The 20,840-nt window shown below is 73.2% G+C and carries 21 protein-coding genes and 1 other RNA gene; 6 read left to right on the top strand and 16 right to left on the bottom strand.

All coding sequences use genetic code 11. The features are described 5' to 3' along the window. Window positions 1–109: 109 nt before the first annotated feature. The 5 genes from ACIA5A_RS03575 to glnA form a co-directional block, all read right to left on the bottom strand. Window positions 110–3,133 (bottom strand): carbohydrate binding domain-containing protein, encoded by a 3,024-nt coding sequence (locus ACIA5A_RS03575; RefSeq protein ID WP_396756024.1) that lies wholly within the window; start codon window positions 3,131–3,133, stop codon window positions 110–112. Between the two features lie 203 nt (window positions 3,134–3,336). Beyond that, window positions 3,337–3,708: a VOC family protein gene (locus ACIA5A_RS03570; protein WP_396756022.1), complete on the bottom strand. Its 372-nt coding sequence runs from the start codon at window positions 3,706–3,708 to the stop codon at window positions 3,337–3,339. A gap of 95 nt (window positions 3,709–3,803) precedes the next feature. After that, the gene (locus tag ACIA5A_RS03565) at window positions 3,804–4,496 is read right to left on the bottom strand and encodes a helix-turn-helix transcriptional regulator (RefSeq protein ID WP_396756020.1); all 693 of its coding nucleotides are present in this window, start codon (window positions 4,494–4,496) and stop codon (window positions 3,804–3,806) included. A 31-nt stretch (window positions 4,497–4,527) separates the two neighbouring features. Then, the gene (locus ACIA5A_RS03560; protein ID WP_396756018.1) at window positions 4,528–4,953 is read right to left on the bottom strand and encodes a DUF350 domain-containing protein; all 426 of its coding nucleotides are present in this window, start codon (window positions 4,951–4,953) and stop codon (window positions 4,528–4,530) included. Between the two features lie 84 nt (window positions 4,954–5,037). Beyond that, on the bottom strand, window positions 5,038–6,387 hold the full coding sequence (glnA, locus tag ACIA5A_RS03555) for a type I glutamate--ammonia ligase (RefSeq protein ID WP_396756016.1): 1,350 nt from the start codon (window positions 6,385–6,387) through the stop codon (window positions 5,038–5,040). Window positions 6,388–6,594: 207 nt separating this feature from the next. Here glnA and ACIA5A_RS03550 point away from each other — a divergent pair, with 207 nt between their 5' ends. Beyond that, window positions 6,595–8,355 (top strand): NAD+ synthase, encoded by a 1,761-nt coding sequence (locus tag ACIA5A_RS03550; protein WP_396756014.1) that lies wholly within the window; start codon window positions 6,595–6,597, stop codon window positions 8,353–8,355. Between the two features lie 117 nt (window positions 8,356–8,472). Beyond that, on the top strand, window positions 8,473–9,318 hold the full coding sequence (gene panB / locus ACIA5A_RS03545) for a 3-methyl-2-oxobutanoate hydroxymethyltransferase (protein WP_396756012.1): 846 nt from the start codon (window positions 8,473–8,475) through the stop codon (window positions 9,316–9,318). Window positions 9,319–9,383: 65 nt separating this feature from the next. Here panB and npdG read toward each other — a convergent pair whose 3' ends face one another. From npdG to ACIA5A_RS03525, 4 genes are all read right to left on the bottom strand, one after another. Beyond that, on the bottom strand, window positions 9,384–10,082 hold the full coding sequence (gene npdG, locus ACIA5A_RS03540; RefSeq protein WP_396756010.1) for an NADPH-dependent F420 reductase: 699 nt from the start codon (window positions 10,080–10,082) through the stop codon (window positions 9,384–9,386). Between the two features lie 67 nt (window positions 10,083–10,149). Then, complete coding sequence (locus tag ACIA5A_RS03535; protein WP_396756008.1) at window positions 10,150–11,586, bottom strand: RNB domain-containing ribonuclease; 1,437 nt, start codon at window positions 11,584–11,586, stop codon at window positions 10,150–10,152. A gap of 115 nt (window positions 11,587–11,701) precedes the next feature. After that, window positions 11,702–12,442, bottom strand: a complete 741-nt coding sequence (locus ACIA5A_RS03530; protein ID WP_396756006.1) for a histone — start codon at window positions 12,440–12,442, stop codon at window positions 11,702–11,704. A gap of 76 nt (window positions 12,443–12,518) precedes the next feature. Next, window positions 12,519–12,722 (bottom strand): hypothetical protein, encoded by a 204-nt coding sequence (locus tag ACIA5A_RS03525; protein ID WP_091060091.1) that lies wholly within the window; start codon window positions 12,720–12,722, stop codon window positions 12,519–12,521. Between the two features lie 172 nt (window positions 12,723–12,894). On the opposite strand from ACIA5A_RS03525, the gene ACIA5A_RS03520 reads away from it, so the two are divergent. Next, window positions 12,895–14,169, top strand: coding sequence for a M48 family metalloprotease (locus ACIA5A_RS03520; protein ID WP_396756003.1), 1,275 nt, complete (start codon window positions 12,895–12,897; stop codon window positions 14,167–14,169). Between the two features lie 7 nt (window positions 14,170–14,176). Here the strand turns inward: ACIA5A_RS03520 and ACIA5A_RS03515 are convergent, their stop codons facing one another. Together ACIA5A_RS03515 and ACIA5A_RS03510 are read right to left on the bottom strand one after the other, a co-directional pair. Beyond that, window positions 14,177–15,139, bottom strand: a complete 963-nt coding sequence (locus ACIA5A_RS03515; protein WP_396756001.1) for a hypothetical protein — start codon at window positions 15,137–15,139, stop codon at window positions 14,177–14,179. Then, window positions 15,133–15,465 carry a PadR family transcriptional regulator gene (locus ACIA5A_RS03510; RefSeq protein WP_396755999.1) on the bottom strand — a complete coding sequence of 111 codons (333 nt, stop codon included), beginning with the start codon at window positions 15,463–15,465 and terminating at the stop codon, window positions 15,133–15,135. Before ACIA5A_RS03510 ends, ACIA5A_RS03515 begins: the two co-directional genes overlap by 7 nt. A 264-nt stretch (window positions 15,466–15,729) precedes the next feature. On the opposite strand from ACIA5A_RS03510, the gene ACIA5A_RS03505 reads away from it, so the two are divergent. Beyond that, window positions 15,730–16,101 (top strand): hypothetical protein, encoded by a 372-nt coding sequence (locus ACIA5A_RS03505; protein WP_091059111.1) that lies wholly within the window; start codon window positions 15,730–15,732, stop codon window positions 16,099–16,101. Beyond that, a complete protein-coding gene (locus ACIA5A_RS03500) occupies window positions 16,098–16,583 on the top strand; it encodes a roadblock/LC7 domain-containing protein (protein ID WP_396755997.1) in 486 nt (161 codons plus the stop codon). The genes ACIA5A_RS03505 and ACIA5A_RS03500 overlap by 4 nt, the downstream gene beginning before the upstream one ends. 48 nt (window positions 16,584–16,631) lie before the next feature. On the opposite strand, the gene ACIA5A_RS03495 is transcribed toward ACIA5A_RS03500, so the two are convergent. The 5 genes from ACIA5A_RS03495 to ACIA5A_RS03475 all read right to left on the bottom strand — a co-directional run bounded on the left by ACIA5A_RS03495 (window position 16,632) and on the right by ACIA5A_RS03475 (window position 19,972). Further along, the gene (locus ACIA5A_RS03495; protein ID WP_396755995.1) at window positions 16,632–17,258 is read right to left on the bottom strand and encodes a hypothetical protein; all 627 of its coding nucleotides are present in this window, start codon (window positions 17,256–17,258) and stop codon (window positions 16,632–16,634) included. A gap of 44 nt (window positions 17,259–17,302) precedes the next feature. After that, on the bottom strand, window positions 17,303–17,866 hold the full coding sequence (locus ACIA5A_RS03490) for a GNAT family N-acetyltransferase (protein ID WP_396755993.1): 564 nt from the start codon (window positions 17,864–17,866) through the stop codon (window positions 17,303–17,305). A 216-nt stretch (window positions 17,867–18,082) separates the two neighbouring features. Beyond that, window positions 18,083–18,439: a nuclear transport factor 2 family protein gene (locus ACIA5A_RS03485; protein WP_396755991.1), complete on the bottom strand. Its 357-nt coding sequence runs from the start codon at window positions 18,437–18,439 to the stop codon at window positions 18,083–18,085. A gap of 92 nt (window positions 18,440–18,531) precedes the next feature. Next, an RNA gene (gene rnpB, locus ACIA5A_RS03480) (RNase P RNA component class A) lies at window positions 18,532–18,940 on the bottom strand. 57 nt (window positions 18,941–18,997) lie between these two features. Beyond that, entirely contained in the window at window positions 18,998–19,972 is a 975-nt protein-coding gene (locus ACIA5A_RS03475) for a serine hydrolase domain-containing protein (protein WP_396755989.1), read from the bottom strand. A gap of 106 nt (window positions 19,973–20,078) precedes the next feature. Between ACIA5A_RS03475 and ACIA5A_RS03470 the strand changes: the two genes are divergently transcribed. Beyond that, a complete protein-coding gene (locus ACIA5A_RS03470) occupies window positions 20,079–20,840 on the top strand; it encodes a sulfite exporter TauE/SafE family protein (RefSeq protein WP_396755987.1) in 762 nt (253 codons plus the stop codon).

Raw genomic sequence — 20,840 nt, 5'->3', positions numbered from 1 at the left:
AGGTTCTGGGGGGGCCCCCCTGTTCCCCCTTGGGTTTTTGGGGGGGCCCCCGATAACCCGGGGGGGGGCGGGGGGGGGGGGGGGGGGCCCCCCCCCCCGCCGCCGGCGGTCAGCGCAGGTACGGCCCGTCGACGCCGATCCGGCCCGGGGCCGGGTTGCCGGGCAGGTCGAGCACGTAGACCCGCAGGTTGCCCTTGCCGCTCACCGACGCGGTGAGCGTGCCGTCGGTGACCGTCCGCACGTCCCCGGTGACCACGTCGGTGTAACGGCCGTCGGGCACGCCCCGGAACGTGGCCGGACCGGAGACGGTGACCAGCGCGAAGCTGTCCACCGCACCCTCGGTGAAGCGCCGCTTGTACGCCATCGCGCCGCTGACGCCCTCGGTCGAGTACTGCCCCTTCTGCAGCGCCGGCACGGCCCGGCGGATCAGGTTGAGCCGCTGCACGTGCTTGACCAGCGGATTGGCGAGCGTGGTGGCCACCGTTCCGCTGGCGGAGCCGACCACCCCGAAGTCGGCGGCGGTGACGGTGCCGGCCAGGTGGTCGCCGTAGTAGGCGCGGCCGGTGGTGGCGAGCGGGCAGGTGGGCCCGCAGTCGATCCGGGCACCCTTCTGGAACTCGATCTCGGAGCCGTAGTAGAGCGTCGGGATGCCGCGGAACGTCCACATCAGGCTCATGTTCTCCGCCCACGCGTCGGTGCCACCGGTGTAGCGGGTCGAGGACTTGTTCGGCCCGTAGTCGTGGCTGTCGACGTAGACCACGTTGTAGGTGGCGTCGTTGTAGCTGTCGTCGGAGTCCTTCCCGTTGCCGAAGGCGTTGCCGGCGTCGGAGAAGTTCATGTGCATCCGCATGTCGATCACGTTCATGCCGGAGAACTTCGAGTGGTCCGGCGCGTGGTACGCGTTGCCGCGCAGGGACGCGTTGTCGGTGGTGGGCTGCCCGGCCGGGCCGAGCAGTTGCTCGTAGTCGTACTGCTCGATCGCGGCCCGCACGTCGTCGGGGCTGTACTCCTTGCGTTCCTTCCAGGTGAAGAACTGGGCGGAGTGGTTGACCGAGCCGCGGTTCCACTTGTCGTTGACGAACGCGGCGACCTCGCCGAAGACGTAGAAGTCCTTGCCCTTCGCGCCGAACCGGGACACGGCGTGCTGCTGGATGGCGGGCAGGAAGCGCCGGTTCCAGGTGACCCGGGGGATGTGCACGGCGGTGTCGATCCGGAAGCCGTCCACCCCCATGTCGATGAACCTGTTGTACGCGTTGATCAGGTATTCCTGCACGGCCGCGTTCTCGGTGTCGAAGTCGGCCAGGTCCTCGTGCAGCCAGCAACTGCGCGCGTCCTCACCCTCCCAGTTGCCGATCCAGCACTGGTGGTACCTGTCGGCGGGGAAGAGTTTGCTGGTCGGGGTGGGCCACTGACAGTTGTAGAGCGAATATCCCTCTGCGCTGCGCCCGCCGGTCGGCGTACCCCAGTTCAGGCACGTGTTGCCGGTGGGCGCGGCGGACGACCAGACGTCGCCGTTGTACGGCCGTCCCTTGGCCTTGGCGTTCTGCGCCGGGGTGAGCGCCGGGTCGGCGCCGGTCGCCTCGACCATCGGGTCGTACTCCCGGCCGGCCTGCGGCTGGTCGTAGTACCACTTCCACTGCTCGTCGCGGGTCCCGTAGACGGTGGGGGTGAAGAGACCCTTGGCGCCCCAGCGGGAGCTGTGGTTGTAGACCACGTCCTGGAAGATCTTGATGCCCTTGGCGTGCGCCGCGTTGATCAGGTCCTGGTAGGACGCACCGGCGCTCTCCAGCCGCGGATCGACGCGGTAGAAGTCCCACCCGTGGTAACCGTGGTAGTCGTAGTCGGAGCGGTTCAGCACCACCGGCGTGATCCAGATGGCCGAGAACCCGAGCGCCTTGACGTAGTCGAGCTTGTCGACGAGCCCCTTGAAGTCGCCCCGGAACATCGGGTCGCCGTTGGCGGCGTTGCCGGAGCTCACATGCTGGCTGCCGCCCCGGTCGTTGGCCGGGTCACCGTCGGCGAACCGGGCGGTCATCACGAAGTAGATGCTGTCCTCGCGCGGGTCACCGCCGAGTGGAGCGCCGCCGGCCGGCGCGGCGCCTGTGGTCGCGGACGCCGGCGCGCTCGCCGCCGACCGGTTGCCGGCCGCGTCGAGCGCCCGCACGCTCCAGGTGTACGCCGTGGCGGGCCGCAGGTCGTATGCCACGTACCGGGTGGTGGTGCTGGTGACCGTGGTGCTCCCGGCACCGCCGGTGCGGGTCAGCTCGTACCCGGTCACGCTCCGGTCGTCGGTGGCGGCGGTCCAGCTCAGGGTGACCGCCAGCCCGTCGGCGACGGCGGTGAGCCCGCCCGGCGTGGACGGCGGCGTGGTGTCCGGGACGGTCGGCGCGCACGGGTCGGCGGCGGCGGCGGTGACCCGGCCGTTGTCGACGACGCTGCGCCCGACGCCGAGGGTGTAGTCGCCGCCGCCGTTGTTGTCCCAGGTGCCGGCGTTGTTGTTGAACGCGGCGGTGAGCCCGGTGGCCGTGCCGAGGTCGACGACCCGGCGGGCCCAGCCGGCGCAACGCGTCTCCATGGCCACGCCCGGCGCGGTGGTCCAGGCCCCGCCGGTGGGCCGGTAGTGCAGGTTGGCGGCGGTCCAGCCGCGCGGGGTGAGGTGGTACCAGACCTCGGCGGTGTTCCCGGCCGGCGTCGGGGACGCGGTCGGGGTGGGGCCGGACGGACTCGGCGACGGGCTGGCCGGGGCGCAGGGGTCACCGGCGCCGGTCCGGCCGGCGGCGACGGTCACCGTGCCGGCACCGAGGCGGTAGTTGGCGCCGTTGTTGTTGTCCCAGACGCCGCTGCCGTTGGTGAAGACGACCTGGAGGCCGGTGGCGGCGCCGAGGTCGATGGTCCGGCGGCGCCAGCCGGCGCAGGCGGTGTCCATCGGCACGCCGGGCACGGCGGTCCAAGCCTGCCCGTCCACGCCGTAGTGGATGTTCACCGAGGCACCCCAGGCGGCCGGGGGCTGGTAGAAGACGGTGACGGTGTTGGCCGCCGCGGCGGCGGTGAACGGCAGCAGCGCGGCGAGCACGCCGGTGGCGAGCGCGAGCGCGCCCCACCGGCGACGGGTGGTGGTGGTCCTGCCCCTCATGGCGGCTCTCCTGACACCCTGGCCCGCTCCGGCGGACGCAAGGGGATGAAGGCGTTGCAAGAACTTGCGACGCATGGTGCCAGGAAGTTACCAGCTTCAATCCCCGGAAACCAGAGGTTCACAATCGACGATATGCGCAACCCCTTGCATCCCCCGCAACACCTTGCTCCCGGCTCCGCCACCGAGCCGGGAGCAAGGAGCGCTCAGCCGCCGGCCGGCGGGGTGAAGACGCCGAGCAGGTTGCCGGACGGGTCGCGCAGCCGCGCGTGCACCAGGCCGCTCGGCGCGGTCACCGGCTTCGCCAGCACCGTGCCGCCGGCCGCCTCGGCCCGCCGGCAGGTCTCCGCCACGTCCGGCACCTGCGCGTAGAAGATCGCGTAGTTGTCGGCGGCGGAGTCGGTGCCCCGGATCGCGCCGCCGATCCCCGACTCGCCACCGGCCGCGGTCTGCCGGTAGGAGTTGGCCGGGCCGCCCTGCTCCTCGAAGCTCCAGCCGAACAGCTCGGCGTAGAAGCGCTGCGCCTCGTCCGGGCGGTCGGAGCCGATCTCGAACCAGGTCACCGGCGTGCTGGACATGCTGCCTCCTCGTCGCGCCGGCCGGTCGGCCGGCGTCGTCAGGATCCAGCCTCGACCCCATCCGCGACAGCGTCCTGTCGGTGTTTCCACCCGGATCAGACCAGGCTGAGCGGGCGCAGCCGGTGCTGCGGGATGTCGAAGTCCTCCGGACGCAGCTCCCGGGTCACCGGCTCGGCCAGCGAACGCACCGAGCGGATCCGGTCGGTGCGGAAGCAGCGCACCCCGTCGCGCAGCCGGCACCAGGCGACCAGGTACCAGTGCGTCGCGTTGCCCAGGTAGGCCAACGGCTCCACGTCGCGTGCCGAATCGGCGCCGCCACGGTCGGCGTACCGCAGGCGCAGCACCCGCCCGGCGGCGACCGCGTCGGCGACGGCGGCCGGGACGGGCGTGCCCGGCCCGTCGCCCACCAGGTGCACCCGGCCGGCGAGCCGGTGCGCCTCGGCCACCGCGGCCGGCGGCATCACCGCGACCAGCTTGCGCAGCGCGGCGCCGGCCGCCGGGGCGAACGGCGAGCCGCCCAGCCGGTGCAGCGCCACCGCCATCGCCACCGCCTCGGCCGGGGTCAGGTTGACCGGCGGCAGCGTGCGGGCCCGGTCGACCACGTAGCCGCCGGTGCGGCCCGGCTCGGCCCAGATCGGCACCCCGGCGCCCTGGAGCGCGGTGATGTCGCGCTCGACGGTGCGGGTGCTGACCTCGAAGCGCCGGGCCAACCAGCTCGCGCTGCGCGGGCGCGGCGACACCGCGCGCAACTCCTCGACCAGGGCGTAGAGACGATCCGTGCGGTTCACGCCCCGGACCCTAGGCCCGGGGTACGACGCCTCAGGCGATGCAGGCGCAGACGATCAGCGCGGCGCCGAAGTGGGTGGCGGCGCTGACCCGGGCCGCCGGGTGCGGCTCGTCGGCGGCGATGACGTCGCCCAGCTTGCCCGGGGTGAGCACGTCGAGCACGAAGAACGCCAGCGCCATCACCAGCAGTCCGACCAGCCCGAAGATCACCGTGGAGGCCAGCCCCTTGGTGAACGAGCTGTAGCTGGTCAGCACCGCGGTGAAGACGATGCCGGCGATGCCGAGCTGGTTGGCGGCGAGCAGCAGCGCGGCGTTGCCGTTGCGGCGTACCCAGATCAGCTCCCGCAGCCTGCCCGGGGTCAGCAGGTCGACAAGCACGAAGCCGGCGGCCATCAGCGCCACCCCGACCACGCCGAACACGATGCTCTGCCACGCCCCGTTGAGCAGATCTCCCAGCACCCGAACGCCCTCCCCGGCTCCGCCCGCCCGGGCGCGGGTGCGCGGGCGGTGCCGCAGACGATAGCGGCACCGCGCCAACCCGATCTAGAGCGAGAGGTAGTGCTGCCGCTCGTAGGGGGTGACCTCGCGGCGGTACTGCTCCCACTCGGCCCGCTTGTTGCGCAGGAAGAAGTCGAAGACGTGCTCGCCGAGCACGTCGGCGACCAACTCCGAGCCGGACATCACGTCGATCGCCTCGGACAGGTTCTCCGGCAGCGCCTCGTAGCCCATCGCACGGCGCTCGGCGCTGCTCAGCGACCAGACGTCGTCCTCGGCGCCCGGGGGCAGCTCGTAGCCCTCCTCGATGCCCTTCAGGCCGGCGCCGAGCATCACCGCGAACGCCAGGTAGGGGTTGGTCGCCGAGTCCAGCGACCGGACCTCGACCCGGGCCGAGTTCGGCTTGCCGTAGGCCGGGACGCGGACCAGCGCGGACCGGTTCAGGTGACCCCAGCAGACGTACGCCGGGCTCTCGGTGATCCGGTCCGGCAGCGCCAGCGGGAAGAGCCGCTTGTAGGAGTTGACCCACTGGTTGGTCACCGCGGTGTATTCCCGGGCGTGGGTGAGCAGCCCGGCGATGAACGACTTGGCGACCTTGGACAGCTTCATCGGGTCGCCGGCGTCGTGGAACGCGTTGCGCTCCCCCTCGAACAGCGACAGGTGGGTGTGCATGCCGCTGCCCGGCTGGTCGGTGAACGGCTTGGGCATGAAGCTGGCCTGCACCCCGGTGGAGAGCGCCACCTCCTTGACCACGTGCCGGAACGTCATGATGTTGTCGGCGGTGGTGAGCGCGTCGGCGTAGCGCAGGTCGATCTCCTGCTGGCCGGGGGCGACCTCGTGGTGGCTGAACTCCACCGAGATGCCGATCCGCTCCAGCGCCAGCACCGCCTGGCGGCGGAAGTCGCGCGCCACCGCGTGCGTGGTGTGCTCGAAGTAGCCGCCGGTGTCCACCGGGACCGGCACCGAGCCGTCCTGCGGGCCGTTCTCCAGCAGGAAGAACTCGATCTCCGGGTGGGTGTAGAAGGTGAAGCCCTTGTCGGCGGCGCGGGACAGCATCCGGCGCAGCACGTGCCGCGGGTCGGCCCAGGACGGGCTGCCGTCGGGCAGCAGGATGTCGCAGAACATCCGGGCGCTCTCGCCGCTCACCCCGCCCTCGAACGGGAACACCTGGAACGTGGTCGGGTCGGGCATGGCCACCATGTCCGACTCGAAGACCCGGGCGAAACCCTCGATCGCGGAGCCGTCGAAGCCGATGCCCTCCTCGAAGGCCGCCTCCAGCTCCGCCGGGGCCACCGAGACGCTCTTGAGCGTGCCGAGCACGTCGGTGAACCACAGCCGGACGAAACGGATGTCCCGCTCCTCCAGCGTACGGAGGACGAACTCCTGCTGACGGTCCACATCCACCCCTCGTGACACGTACGTTCTCCACCGATCGGGCCGGACCGGCTGACCGCTCAGTCTCCACCGACCCCGTTACGCCGACGTTACGCCCTTCCCCGGGGTGCCGTCCCACCCTGTCCCGGCCCGGGAGACGCCGCCGACGGGTGGCAGGCGTCTCCCGCGACCGGGCGGATTCGGACACCACGGCTGGGGGAAGATGGGGGCATGCCCACCCTGCGTCTCGCCCTGTGCCAGGTCAACCCGACGGTCGGCGACCTCGCCGGCAACGCCGACCGGGTCCGCGCGTGGACCCGCAAGGCCGCCGACTCCGGCGCCCAGCTCGCCCTGTTCCCCGAGCTGATGGTGACCGGCTACCCGGTCGAGGACCTGGTCTTCCGCCGGTCGTTCGTCGCCGCGTCCCGGGCCGCGCTGCACCGGCTCGCCGCCGACCTGGCCGGCGACGGCCTCGGCGACCTGCCGGTGCTGGTCGGCTACCTGGACGCGGACGGGCCGCCGCAGGTCAGCGCCGACGCCGATCCGGGCCGGGGGGCCCGCAACGCGGCCGCGCTGCTGCACCGCGGCGAGGTGGTGGCCACCTACTTCAAGCACCACCTGCCCAACTACGGGGTGTTCGACGAGGACCGCTACTTCGTCCCCGGCGACACGCTGACCGTGGTGCGGATCGGCGGGGTCGACGTGGCGCTGACCATCTGCGAGGACCTGTGGCAGGCCGGCGGCCCGTTCGCGGTCGCCCGGCAGGCCGGCGTCGGGCTGGTGCTCAGCATCAACGGCTCGCCGTACGAGCTGAACAAGGACGACGCCCGGCTGCCGCTGGTGCGCCGGCGCGCCGCCGAGGCGGGCGCCGCCATCGCGTACGTGAACATGGTCGGCGGCCAGGACGAGCTGGTCTACGACGGCGACTCGCTGATCGTCGACGCCGACGGCACGCTGCTGGCCCGGGCGCCGCAGTTCGTCGAGCACCTGCTGGTGCACGACGTGGAGCTGCCGGCGGCGCCGGAGGCGACCGGCGCCGCCACCGACCTGGCCGACGGGATGCGGCTGGTCCGGCACGAGGTGCCGGCGACCCCGCCGGCGCCCGCCGGCCCGGCCGCGACCGGCGGGATCATCGAGCCGGTCGCCGACGAGGCCGAGGTGTGGCAGGCGCTGGTGCTGGGCCTGCGCGACTACGCCGACAAGAACCGGTTCCCGTCGGTGGTGCTCGGCCTCTCCGGCGGCATCGACTCGGCGGTGGCGGCGGCGCTCGCGGTGGACGCGCTCGGCCCGCAGCGGGTGGTCGGCGTCTCGATGCCCAGCCAGCACTCCTCCGAGCACTCCCGCACCGACGCCGAGGACCTGGCCAAGCGCACCGGCCTGGACTACCGGATCGAGCCGATCCAGCCGATGGTCGACACGTTCCTGGCCAACATGTCGCTGTCCGGCGTGGCGGTGGAGAACCTCCAGGCCCGGGTCCGCGGCGTGATCCTGATGGCGCTGTCGAACCAGGAGGGGCACCTGGTGCTCACCACCGGCAACAAGAGCGAGCTGGCGGTGGGCTACTCGACGCTCTACGGCGACTCGGTGGGCGGCTACAACCCGGTGAAGGACGTCTGGAAGACGCTGGTGTGGCGGCTGGCGAAGTGGCGCAACGCGGACGCCGCGCGGCGCGGCGAGACGCCGCCGATCCCGGAGAACTCGATCGGCAAGCCCCCGTCGGCCGAGCTGAGCCCCGGCCAGCTCGACAGCGACACGCTGCCCGACTACGACGTGCTCGACCCGATCCTGATCGGCTACGTCGACGGCGACCTGGGCCGCGACGGCCTGGTCGAGTCCGGCCACGACCCGGCGGTGGTCGACAAGGTGCTGCGGATGGTGGATACCGCCGAGTACAAGCGGCGGCAGTCCGCGCCCGGCACCAAGATCTCCATGAAGGCGTTCGGCCGGGACCGGCGGTTGCCGATCACCAACCGCTGGCGCGAGGACGGCTGAGCGAGCCCCGGCCGGGAGTGAATTCCTCCACTCCGACCTGCCGGCGGCCGGCCGCCCGGTGCGACGATCGCGGGGAACCCGGGGACCGCGTGCGCGGCCTCGAGGAAGGAGATTGTCATGGTGGAGTCCACCCCGACCGAGGTGACCGCCCTGTACGGCGGGCCGGCCACCCGGCGGATCCGCACCCGCGACCTGCTCGCCGCCAAGGAGCGTGGCGAGCGGTGGGCCATGCTCACCTCGTACGACCAGTACACCGCCTCGATCTTCGACCGGGCGGGCATCCCGGTGCTGCTGGTCGGCGACTCGGCCGCGAACAACGTCTTCGGCTACGAGACCACGCTGCCGGTGACCGCCGAGGAGTTGCTGCCGCTGGTCCGCGCCGTGGTGCGCGCCACGAAGCACGCGCTCGTCGTCGGCGACCTGCCGTTCGGCTCGTACGAGGAGGGGCCGGCGCAGGCGTTGCGTACCGCCGTGCGGTTCATGAAGGAGGGCGGCTGCCACGCCGTCAAGCTGGAGGGCGGCCGGCGCTGCGCCGCGCAGATCGAGGCGATCGTCGGCGCCGGCATCCCGGTGATGGCGCACATCGGCTTCACCCCGCAGAGCGAGCACACGCTCGGCGGCTACCGGGTGCAGGGCCGGGGCGACACCGCCGAGGAGGTGCTCGCCGACGCCCGGGCGGTGGCCGAGGCGGGCGCGTTCGCGGTGGTGCTGGAGATGGTGCCGGGCGAGGTGGCCAAGCGGGTGACCGGCGAGCTGCCCGTCCCGACCGTGGGCATCGGGGCCGGCCCGGACACCGACGGCCAGGTGCTGGTCTGGCAGGACATGGCCGGGCTGCGCACCGGCCGGGCGCCGCGTTTCGTGAAGCGCTACGCCGACCTGGCCGGCGCGCTGGCCGACGCCACCCGGCAGTTCGCCGACGAGGTGCGCGGCGGGGAGTTCCCCGCCCCCGAGCACACCTTCTGAGATGTAAGGAGGGGCCCCTTCTTAACGCCTGGCGTAGAACAGGGGCCCCTTCTTGACATGCGCGCTCAGAGATCGGTGACCCGGATGCCGGCGTGCGCCTTGTAGCGCTTGTTGATCGCGATCAGGTTCGCGGTGAACGCCTCGATCTGGTGCGCGTTGCGCAGCCGGCCGGCGTAGATGCCCCGCATCCCGGGGATCCGGGCGGCCAGCGCGGCGATCACGCCGACGAGGTCCCGGTCCTCGGTGCAGATCAGCACGTCCAGGTCGATCCGGTCGACCTCCGGGTCGGCCAGCAGCGGCGCGCTGACGTGGTTGAACGCGGCGCAGACCCGGGAGTCGGGCAGCAGCGCGGCGGCCTGCTGCACGGCGCTGCCCTCGGCCACGGTCAGCGCGTACGGGCCCTGCTTGTCGAAGCCGAGCGGGTTGACGCAGTCCACCACGATCTTGCCGGCCAGCGGCCCGGCGAGCGCGGCGACGGTGGCCTCGTGCCCGTCCCACGGCACCGCGACGATCACCACGTCGCTGCTGCGGGCGACGTCCTCGTTGCCCGCGCCGGAGACCGGGGCGCCGGCCGGGACCCCCGGCAGGGCGGCGATCTCGGCGGCGGCCTCGGCGGCCCGGTCGGCGGCGCGGGAGCCGATGAGCACGGTCTGCCCGGCCCGGGCGAACCGGTAGGCGAGACCCCGCCCCTGGTCGCCGGTGCCACCGATGATGCCGACGGTGAGCCCGGAGACGTCGGGCAGCGTGGTCGCGTCGTAAGCCATGCGGTCATCCTCGCAAAGCTCGCCCCGGCACGGCGCGGCGAGGCGCTGTGACAATCCCCGCGCCCGGTCAGGCGCGCTCGAAGGCGACCTTGCGTTCCACCGGGTCGGCGACGGTCAGGCGGACCTGGACGCGCTCGCCGAGCGGCAGCTCGCCGGTGCAGCGGGCCCGCACCGGCGGCTCGTCCAGCGCGACAGTGCCGCCGGGTGGCCGGCCGGCCCGGCCGTTGCCCGCCGGGCGGGGCTCGTCCACGTCCAGCACCGCCGCCTCGAACGTCTCGCCCACCCGGTGCGCCAGCAGCACCGCCTCGGCCAGTTCGACCGCGCCGCGGGCGGCCGCGCCGGCGGTCCGGTCGGTCGCCGCCATCACCTCCGGCAGCTTCGGCAACGCCTCGCGGACGTGCGCGGGCACCTCGCGCCCCTCGTGCAGGGCCAGGCATGCCTCGGTGGCGTAGCGGTCGGCGAGGCGGCGCAGCGGCGCCGTGACGTGGGCGTACGCGGCGGCCACCCCGCCGTGCTCCGGCTGCTCGGGCGCCGCGCCGTCGAAGGCGGTGTACGCGGCCCCGCGCATCAGCTCGGCGGCCTGGTCGACGAACGCTGCCGCGCGGGGCTGCGACGCGTCCAGCCCGGCGAGCACCTGGCCGACCGAGGCGCCGTCCGGCCAGGGCACGCCGAGCGGGCCGGCGGCCAGCCGCAGCTTCTCGACCGCCTCCGGGCGGGGCCGGGGCATGGTCCGTAGCAGGCCGATCCCGCCGGCGAGCATGATGTCGGCCGCGGCCATGCCGGTGAGCAGCGAGATCTGCGCGTTGTGCTCCTCCATCGGGCCGGGGCCGCGCAGCACCAGCCGCCACCCGTCGCCGTCGGGCTCGACGTCCTGCTCGGGCAGCGGCAGGTTGATCGCGCCCCGGCGCAGCCCGCGCGCGGTGAGCAGCGCGCCGATCTCGGGCAGCAGGGCGATCGGCTCGGGCAGGCGGCCGGCGTCGGCGTCACGCTGCACCCCGCCGTAGTCGAGCTTGGCCCGGCTGCGGACCCGGGCGCGCTCCAGGCCGACCGCGACCGTGCCGCCGTCGGCGTCCAGGTCGATGGTCCAGAGCACGGCGGCCCGCTCGGCGTCGGGCAGCAGGCTGGCCGCGCCCTCGCTGAGCGTGTGCGGGTGCAGGGGCACGTTGCCGTCGGGCAGATAGACCGTCTGGCCCCGCCGCCACGTCTCGGCCTCCAGCTCACCCCCCGGGTGTACGTGGGTGAGCACGTCCGCGATCGCGTACCGCACGCGGTAGCCGCCCCCGGGCCGGCGGGCGAGGTGCATCGCCTGGTCGAGGTCGCGCGAGGTCGCCGGGTCGACGGTGACGAACGGGATGTCGGTCCGGTCGGCGACGGCCGGCAGCGGCGCGGCGGCCGCGGTGTCGGCCTCGCGTTGCGCCGCGGCCGGGAAGCTCTCGGGCAGGCCCAGCTCGCGGCGCAGCGCGCCGAAGTCGATGCGGGGCGCCAGTACGCGTCGGATCACCACGCGGTCAATCCTGACAGTGCTCCGCACGTTCCGCTCACCGGCGCGGCGCCGCCGCGCGGGTGAGGAAGGGGCCCCGGTTAACGCATTCGGTATAGGAAGGGCCCCTTCCTAACACTCAGGCGCGGCGGGCCGGCGCCTTCCGCGCGGTGGTCTTGCGCGCGGTGGTGGTCTTGCGGGCCGGCTCCTTCTTGGCCGCGGTGGTCTTCTTCGCGGCGGTGGTCGTCTTGCGCGCGGTAGTGGTCTTGCGCGCGGGCGCCTTCTTGGCCGCCGCCTTGCGGGCGGTCGGGCGCGTCGACGCGGTGGTCTTCTTCGCCGGCGCCTTCTTCGCGGCGGTGGTCTTCCGGGCGGTGGTCTTCTTCGCCGCCGCCGCCGAGGTGACCTTCCGGGCGCCGGTGGCCTTCTTCGCCGGCGCCTTCTTGGCCGCGGTGGTCTTCTTCGCCGCCGTCGTCCTCTTGGCCGGCGTCGTCTTCTTCGCCGCGGTGGTCTTCCTGGCCGTGGCGGTCGTCCGGGCGGTCGTGGTCTTCCGCGCGGCGGTGGTCTTCCTGGCCGCCGTCGTCTTCTTGGCCGCCGTGGTCTTCTTCGCGGTGGCCTTCGTCGCCGCCGTCTTCTTCGCGGTGGCCTTCTTGGCGGGCGCGCTCTTGGCGGTGGTCCTGGACGCCGGTGCCTTACGCGCCGCCGACACGACCTTCTTGGCGGCTGCCTTCTTCGCGGCCGTCTTCCGGGCCGGCGTCCGTCCGGCGCCGGCGCCCGAGGCGTTCGGCGACGCCTTGGTGACCGTCGTCGTCCTGCCCGCGCTGGTCTTCTTCGCGGTCGTCCGTTTCGCGGCCGGGCGGGTGGCCTGCTGTGCTACGGCCATCTCGGTTCCCTTTCCTGGGGACGTGCTGCCGCCCTCGCGGAGCACGGATCACCTCGACGCGGTCCTCCCGCGCCGTCTATCGGCCCTCCCCGGCCCAACGGGCGTCCTCGGCATCCCACGCTTCGTTGCGCTCCTGCACCTTCTGCAGGGCGTTCTCCGCGTCGGCGGCCGAGGAATACGGTCCGAGAACGTGCTTCGCGGGACACACGTCGGCATCGGTCTCGACCCGGTGGTGTCGCGTGCACCAGTAGTAGTGCCCACCACTTCCGTCGTCGCTCATGCGATCACTGTGCACCGGGAATCGCCCGGCCGCCACCGGAACGCCACAAATAGTCGCCGCCTTCTCCACATTAGACCTGATCGGGGTGGCTTCGATGGGGAATGGGAGAACAACCGGCGTCGTCCGAACGGCCGGTACCGGGGACAGCCGGCACCGGTCAGGATCACCGCTCGTGATCACCACGACGACGGGCACGGGGGCCTGTCCACGATGCGGCGCGACGCCGGTGTCGCTGGACGGGGCGTTGCCCTGGTGCGCCGGATGCGACTGGAATCTCGACGCCTACGACGCCGACCGCCGACCGCCCGAGTTCGGCTGGTCCTGGGTCGACCGGCGGACCCACCGCCTGGCCGCGCGACTCACCCGCCAGCAGTACGCCGACCTCGTCGACCGGCCGCTGGAGTCACCGGGGCGCTCGCTCGCCGGAGCGCTGACCGTCGGCGTCTCCGTGCTGCTCCTGCTGGGCGTGGCGGGACTGGCCGTGGCCGGGGTGTGGCTGCTGTTCGCGTACCCGTTCCCGAACGCCGCGGTGCTGCTCGGCGTGGCGCTGATCGCGCTGGCGGTGGCGCTGCGGCCCCGGTTCGGCCGGCTGGACGCGGACCTGGAGGTGCTCACCCCGGCCGAGGCGCCGGAGTTGCACGCCCTGGTCGGGGAGGTGGCGGCCGCCGTCGGCGCGCCGGTGCCGCACGTGGTCGGCGTCGACGGGCACATCAACGCGTACGCGACGTCGGTGGGACCGCGCCGGCGGCGGGTGCTCGCCCTCGGGCTACCGCTGTGGGGCGCGCTGGACGGGCCGGCGCGGGTCGCGTTGCTCGGGCACGAGCTGGGCCACTTCGTCAACGGCGACCTGCGGCGCGGCCCGGTGACCCAACCGGCACTGACCATGCTCGGCAACGCCGCCGACCTGTTCCGGCCGCGCGGCGACACCCGGGCCGACGGGTTGCTGGTGATGGTCGGCGAATGGCTGGGCCGGCTGGTGTCGTGGACGCTGTCGCGCCTGCTGTTCGCCGGTCACGTGGCGCTGGTGGCGATCGCGTTGCGGGAGAGCCAGCGGGCCGAGTACCTGGCCGACGAGATGGCCGCCCGGGCCGGCGGCACGGCCGGCGCGACCCGCCTGCTCGACGTGCTGCTACGGGCCGATTCGATGGCCACGGTGGTCCGCAACGCGGTGCGCGGCGGGCACGGACCGGCCGCCTGGCGGGCGGGGACGACCCGGTCGCTCGCCGGCGCGGCCGACCGGCTGCCGCTGGAACGCCAGCTCACCATCCGGGCGGACACGTCGCTGTTCGCCTCGCACCCGCCGGCCGGGCTGCGGCACCGGATGCTGGTGGCGCGCGTCCCGAGGGTGCCGGCGGTGGAGCTGACCGAGGAGCGCGCCGCGCGGATCGACGCGGAGCTGGCCCGGCACTACGAGCGGGCCGGCCGGGCGTTGAGCTGGTCGGCCTGAGCGGGCCTCAGGCCGACACCGGCGCGGGCACCGCCACCGACGTGGCGGCCTGCGCCGGACGGGCCACCGCGATCGCGTACGCCAGCGCGTAAGGCGTGCAGGCCAGGTAGAACATCGGCTCGACGAGCACCTGGTCGGTGATGAGGAACCGTTCCCACTCGGTCGGGCGGGGCAGTCCGAACGACCAGTCGGTCCAGCAGGTGAAGAGCCACAGCGGCGCGGAGATCCGGTCCACCGAGTCCGGCGGCAGCTCGGTGGACGTCGCGGTCGCCGGGATCGTGGAGACCACCGTGAGGACCACCGCCGCGTCGGCCGCGACCAGCGCGCCGAGCAGCCCGACCAGCCACGCCGACCGGGTCCGCCCCCGGCGGGCCAGCGCCCCGGCGGCCCAGAGCGCCGGCACCAGCAGCGCCAGCCAGAGCAGCAGGCCGGGCACCATCTCCCGCACACCGCTCTCGTCCCGGCCGGCGAACCAGCCGAGCACCACGGCGAGCGTCGCGGCGATCGGCAACGCCACACCGAGCGCGGTGGGCAACGCCCCCACGCGTACGGTCCGGCGTGCGGCCCGGGTGACCACGAGCGCGAGCAGCACGCCGAGCCCGGCCGCGGCCAACGACCAGATCGGCAGTTGCGACGCCGTGGCCCACACCACGCCGAACGACAGCCACCCGTAGGCCAGGTTCATCACCACCGCGGCGACCACGATGACCCCGACGCAGGCCGGCGGCGCGAGCAGCAGCACTCCGGCGGTACGCCACAACCGCCCGGACATCGCGCTCCGGTCGACGAGTGGCGTGGCGGCCCGACTGGTCGCCAGGCTGGCGGCGAAGCGCAGCATCCCCCACCGCTGCCCGCCCCGGGCCAGCTCGCGCAGCTCGGCGGTCCACTCCCGGGCCAGCTCCGCCCGCAGCTCCGCCGGCCAGCGGCGCACCGCGGCGCGCACCAGGAAACCGGCGATCCGGGTCACCATGCGGGCGCCCCCGCCGGGCCGGCGCCGCCCTCGTGCGGCCGTTGCGCGGGGGCGAGGGCGCGCAGCTCGGCCAGGGCCAGCCGACCCGCGCGGATCCCCTCGCCGGTGAGGCGGTAGTAGCGGCGGGCCGGCCGGCCGGCGGCGACGGGGTCGATCTCCTCCCAGTCGGCGGCGAGCCAGCCGGCCGCCCGGAGGCGGTGCAGCACCGGATAGAGCGTCCCGCTGGGCAGGCCGGTGAGGCGCATCAGGTCGAGGCCGTAACGCGGCGCGTCGGGCTCGGCGAGCAGCGCCGAGAGCACCTTCACCACGGGGATGGTCAGTCGCACCGCCGTACTATATCGCATCTCTACATAGGGCTCACCCGCTTAGCAGGCGACTCCACGATCGACCATCCGCCACGGAGTCCCACTTACGGGACCGGCGGACGACAGGGAAGGACCGCACAGGTGGATCACCAGCCGCTCGGGTGCGGGCCGGACATCGATGTGCAAGCCTCGACGGAGCATATTCGCGGGAGGCGCCGGCTGTCAGCCCGCACGACACCCCGAGCGGCGACCGGCCCACCCGGCCGACTCCTGGGGAGAAACATCGTGGGCAACCTCGACGTCGCGTTGAAGAGCGCGATGAGCATCGACGGCGCGATCGGTGCCGCGCTCGTCGACTACACAAGTGGCATGACGCTGGGCGTGGCCGGCGGCACCGGCGAGATCGACCTGACCGTCGCCGCCGCCGGCAACACCGACGTGGTCCGGGCCAAGCTGCGCACCATCGAGATGCTGAAGCTCGACGACGAGATCGAGGACATCCTCATCACGCTCGGCAGCCAGTACCACCTGATCCGGCCGCTGAGCAACCGCACCGGCAAGGGCCTGTTCCTCTACCTGATGGTGAGCAAGAGCCGGGCCAACCTGGCGATGGCTCGCCACCAGTTGCGCGCGATCGAGGAGAGCCTGGAGCTGTGAGCCGGGTGGACAAGCTCCCCCGCCGTACGCCGGCCGGGGCCGGCACCCTGCCGCCACCGCGCACGCTGCCGCCCTCGCTGGCCGGCAACCCGGCGCTGCCGTACCCGGCCATCGGGCAGGAACTGTCCGCGCTGCGGATCCAGATCCCCGGCGTGCACGGCTGCGTGCTCGGCGGCGTCGATGGCCTGCTCATCACACACAACCTGCAGAACGACGCCAGCCCCGACGACCTCGCGGCTCTGGCGGCGACCATGTTCGGGCTGGGCCGCCAGGTCGGCTTCCGGCTGGGCCAGGGCGACTTCCAGCAGTCCACGGTCCGCAACGAGAACGGCTACCTCAGCGTCTACGCGGTCAGCCGGCAGGCGCTGCTCGCCGTGGTCGGCACGGACAGCATCAACGTGGCCCGGCTGCACCTGCACGCCCCGACCACCGCGGGCCGCCTCGCCGACCTGCTCGACGGCGTCACCCCGACCACGCCCTGACCCGAGCCGGTCGCGGCGGCCCGTGCGGGCCACCGCGACCGGTCGCGGTCAGGACCCGACCTGGCTCAACGGGCCGGCCAGGGCGGGGAAGTTGCGGGTGCTCATCGCCTGGACGCCCGCGGTGTGGTCGCCGTTGAACGGGGTGGTGGCGCCCGGACACCCGGCGGCCACCGCCTCCTGCGGCGAGTTGAACCAGAAACCCAGGTGGTACGTGTGGATCGGCGCGAACGCCGGGTTCACCGTCGCGTCCAGGCCCGGGTGGGTGTTCGGCGCCGGCTGACCGCCGGGCGCGACGGCGAAGGTCTCGATGTTGAAGCGTCCGACGACCGTCGCCCGGGCGAGGCCGTGCTGGTTGGACCGCATGTCGCTCTGGTACCACGACACCCCGAACGGCGCGTCCGGCACCTGCAGCACGAACAGGTCGAAGTTGGTCCGTGGCGGCAGGCCGACGGCGCGGAGGGTCAGGATCTCGTTGGGCCCCTGCGGATGGACCCGCACGACGGCGCGGGCGTTCGACAGGCAGCCGGCGGCCTCGGCGCCCTGCGAGCGGACCATCGTGAACTGGAAGCTGTGCCCGTCCGCGCCGGCGGGATTCCGCACCACGCCCGACGCGACGAGCGTGGTCGCCGCGGCGATCGCGAGGAACGCGCCGACAGTCCTGATCCGGAATCTCATGATGTCCTCCCTTCGCCGGGTCCATCACCCCGGCCAGGGACACGTTATGACCGCCGATCGCCACCGACGTCCGCCTCCCGCAGGCCGACGCAGTCGTGCCGCCAGAACGTGTCCGAGTAGACGAACGTCCCCGCCATCCACGGCTCGTACGCCGACAGCTCGACCACCTGGAACGCGGCGTCGGGAATGCGCAGGGACGGCTTGCGGAAGCCCCGCCCCACCGCGGGGACGAAGCCGAGCCGGGAGTAGTACCGGGGATCACCTTCGAGGAAGACCAGCGGCACACCGCGTACGTCGAGTTCCTGGAGAACGCGCCGGACGAGCGCCGAGCCGATGCCCCGGCGCTGCCGGGACGGGGCGACGGCGAGCGGACTCAGCGACCCCACGTCGACGAGCCGCCGAGGCGCGTCCACCCGGCACCGGCTGACCATGACGTGTCCGACCACCTGGTCCGACTCCTCGGCCACCAGCGACAGCGCGGTGGGGTCGTCGCGACGCAGGTCGCCCACCAGGCGCGCCACGACGTCGCCGTGGTCGCCCCCGAACGCCTCGCGGTGCAGCGCGTCGACACCGTTCCGGTCGTGGGCCTGTTCCTCCCGGAGAATCATGGCCGGACGGTAGGAGGAGCGACGCCGGGCCGACAAACGAATAACGCGCTCGCACCCTCGGCTCGCCGCGCGCCGCTTCGCCGGGCCGCACTGCGCTGACGACGCTCCGCCACGGCCGGCCAGAAAGGATTCACTTCTGAGCGATATACCCCAGAGGCATAATCATGACTCCGCGGTATATCGGTCCGTCGCAGGGTCACGAGCGAGCAGAAGCGCTCACTCGATCGGGACGAGGGTGGCGGCCAACACCCGCCAGTTGCCGTCCTCACGCACCCACAGCCGGGTGTAGCGCAACCGCGCAGACACGACGGCACCGCCCTGAACCGCATCAACCGCAGCGACCGTGCGGGTCACCCCGGTCGCGCCGTCGTCCTGGACGTCGAGCGACTCCTCCACCAGCCTGGTGATTCGCAGCGCGCCCGAGCGGTGGCTCTCCAGGTCGTCGTCCTTCGTGAAGACCGCGCCATCCGGTCCGACGGCCACGAGCCGGGGGTGCAGAAGCGCGTCGAGGGCCGCGACATCGGCGGCGCGCTGAGCGGCCTGGAGCTGCCGTTCCGCAGCATGGAGATCCATCCACCGATCCTCCACAGCGTCCCGCGACGGGACAAGCTGGTTAGCTCGCGGCAGAACGTCAGCCCGGTAGAAAGCTCTGAGCTGGTGGGCGACGGACGAGTCGACCTGTACGCCGGATTTTGTGCCCGGCACGCCCGAAGGCGCGCCGGCGGCGGCCATCCATCTCGGCCTGCCGTCGCCGGCAGGCTCCAGCGGCCTACCCGCAGACATCGGGCGGGCAGCCCTCGAGCGTCTGCGCGGGTCGTCATCTTGCGGTGACGGCCCTTTCTTGGCCTTGCTCCGGGTGGGGTTTACCGAGCCACCCCGGTCACCCGGGGTGCTGGTGGGCTCTTACCCCACCGTTTCACCCTTACCGTCCCGTTACGGTCCGGCGGTCTGTTTTCTGTGGCACTGTCCCGCGGGTCACCCCGGGTTGCCGTTAGCAACCACCCTGCCCTGTGGAGTCCGGACGTTCCTCGGCGGCGGGCCGGAGCCCGCCGACGCGACCGCCCGGTCGACTCGTCCGTCGCGCACCCATCCTAACGACGCGCCCGCCGCCGCCATTTCCACCCCGACGCCTCATCCGACCTCGGGGAGGATGACCTGGTCCAGCACGGCCAGCGGGGTCCGCCACTGCTCGGGGTGGTCGTAGTTGCCTGCGGTGACGGCCACGACGAGGTCCAGGTCGGGCAGGACGTAGAGGCGCTGGCCGCCGTTGCCCATCCCGGCCGCGAGGTCGTGGCCGGCGACGGATTCGAGATACCAGTGGTAGCCGTAGCCCGCGCCCCACTCGGTTCGCAGGCGCGGCCGGAGCATCGTGCGCAGCCAGTCGGCGGGCACGAGCGGCTGGCCACGCCACATCCCGTCGCACCGCACCAGCTCACCGATCCGGAGCAGATCACGGGGTACGAGTCGCAGCCCGGACGCGGCCGACGCCACGCCGTCGTCGCCGGCCAGCCACTCGTACCGGGTGATGCCCAGCGGTTCGAAGAGGGTGTCCCGCGCGTAGTCCGGCAGTGCCTGGCCGGTGCCGCCGGCGATCAGGTGGCCGAGCAGGGCGGTGGCGCCGCCGCAGTAGGACCAGCGGGTGCCGGGCGCCTCGACGACCGGCCGCTCGAGGATGTAGCGGTAGCGGTCCGGGGCCAGCTCCATCGCGATCTCGGCGTTGGCCGGGCTGTCGTACGGCAGGTCCTCGCGCCACTCCAGCCCGAGCGACATGGTCAGCGCGTGTTCGACGGTGAGCCGGGCGCGCAGCGGGTCGGCCGCGAGGTCGGGATGGTGCGGGAAGTGCGGGAGCAGCGGTTCGGGTGGGGCGGGGACCAGCCCGTCGGCGAGGGCGATGCCGTAGAGCAGCGCGGTCACGCTCTTGGTGACCGAGCGGATGTCGTGCAGGGTCTCGGGCCCGAACTCCACGATGCCCAGCGAGTTGCCCCAGGAGTGGTCCTCGCCGGAGCCGTAGTGCTCCAGCAGGAGCCGGCCGTCGCGGGCCGCCAGGACGGCGTGCAGGCCGTCGAGCCGGCCGGCCCGCAGCGCCTCGTCCAGCCGATCACGCATCTGCGCCCTCCCCCGCGTACGCCAGCCTGTTATACCGAATCCGCGCCCCCGGGCGCGGCCCCGGCGGAAGGCGGCGTTCCGGCCGGGCGTACTAGCCTCGGGGATCGTGGATCTCTCCGACGTCGCGTTGCTGGTGGTCGCCGGTCTGGCCGCGGGCACGGTGAACGCGGTCGCCGGCGGCGGCTCCCTGATCACGTTCCCGGCGCTCATCGCGACCGGGCTGCCGCCGGTGGCGGCGAACGTGTCGAACTCGGTGGCGGTCTTCCCCGGGTACGCGGCGAGCGTGGCGGGCAGCCGGGCGGATCTGCCGCGCGGTCGGGCGCTGTGGTCGCTGCTGCCCACCGCGGCGGTGGGCACGGTGCTCGGTTGTGTGCTGCTGCTGGCCACCCCGGCCCGCGCGTTCGAGCTGGTGGTGCCGTTCCTGGTGCTGGGCGCGACCGCCGTGCTGGCGTTCCAGGATCCGCTGCGCCGGCTGGTCGGCCATCCGGCGCGGATGAGCCCGCGCCGCCGTACCGTCACCGTGCAGACCATGGTCCTGGTCGGCACGGTGTACGGCGGCTACTTCGGTGCGGCGCTCGGGGTGATGCTGGTGGCCGGGCTGGCCCTGGTGCTGGACGCGACGCTGGCCCGGGTCACGGCGGTGAAGAACCTGCTGTCGGCCGTGGTGGGGCTGACCACGCTCGTGGTGTTCGCGCTGTTCGGTCCGGTGCAGTGGGTAGCCGTCGCGGTCGTCGCGCCGGCCACCCTGGTCGGGGGGTACGCGGGCGCCAGGCTGGCCCGCCGGCTCCCGGCTGTGGTGTTGAAGACGGTCATCGTGCTGTTCGGTACGACGATCGGCCTCTACCTGCTGTGGCGCGCGCTGACCTGA

It is taken from the genome of Micromonospora sp. NPDC051300 (assembly GCF_044455315.1).
Classification (GTDB): Bacteria; Actinomycetota; Actinomycetes; order Mycobacteriales; family Micromonosporaceae; genus Micromonospora; species Micromonospora robiginosa.
Note: the sequence above shows the minus strand (reverse complement) of the source record. Positions and strands in the feature narration are given on the sequence as shown.

Excerpts from the sequence above, each read along its gene's own strand:
- ACIA5A_RS03550 (WP_396756014.1), top strand. The coding sequence starts at position 6,595 with ATGCCCACCCTGCGTCTCGCCCTGTGCCAGGTCAACCCGACGGTCGGC.
- ACIA5A_RS03490 (WP_396755993.1), bottom strand. The coding sequence starts at position 17,866 with ATGATTCTCCGGGAGGAACAGGCCCACGACCGGAACGGTGTCGACGCG.
- ACIA5A_RS03530 (WP_396756006.1), bottom strand. The coding sequence starts at position 12,442 with ATGGCCGTAGCACAGCAGGCCACCCGCCCGGCCGCGAAACGGACGACC.
- ACIA5A_RS03525 (WP_091060091.1), bottom strand. The coding sequence starts at position 12,722 with ATGAGCGACGACGGAAGTGGTGGGCACTACTACTGGTGCACGCGACAC.
- npdG (WP_396756010.1), bottom strand. The coding sequence starts at position 10,082 with ATGGCTTACGACGCGACCACGCTGCCCGACGTCTCCGGGCTCACCGTC.
- ACIA5A_RS03570 (WP_396756022.1), bottom strand. The coding sequence starts at position 3,708 with ATGTCCAGCACGCCGGTGACCTGGTTCGAGATCGGCTCCGACCGCCCG.
- ACIA5A_RS03515 (WP_396756001.1), bottom strand. The coding sequence starts at position 15,139 with ATGGTGACCCGGATCGCCGGTTTCCTGGTGCGCGCCGCGGTGCGCCGC.
- ACIA5A_RS03485 (WP_396755991.1), bottom strand. The coding sequence starts at position 18,439 with ATGGATCTCCATGCTGCGGAACGGCAGCTCCAGGCCGCTCAGCGCGCC.
- ACIA5A_RS03575 (WP_396756024.1), bottom strand. The coding sequence starts at position 3,133 with ATGAGGGGCAGGACCACCACCACCCGTCGCCGGTGGGGCGCGCTCGCG.
- ACIA5A_RS03495 (WP_396755995.1), bottom strand. The coding sequence starts at position 17,258 with ATGAGATTCCGGATCAGGACTGTCGGCGCGTTCCTCGCGATCGCCGCG.
- panB (WP_396756012.1), top strand. The coding sequence starts at position 8,473 with ATGGTGGAGTCCACCCCGACCGAGGTGACCGCCCTGTACGGCGGGCCG.
- ACIA5A_RS03475 (WP_396755989.1), bottom strand. The coding sequence starts at position 19,972 with ATGCGTGATCGGCTGGACGAGGCGCTGCGGGCCGGCCGGCTCGACGGC.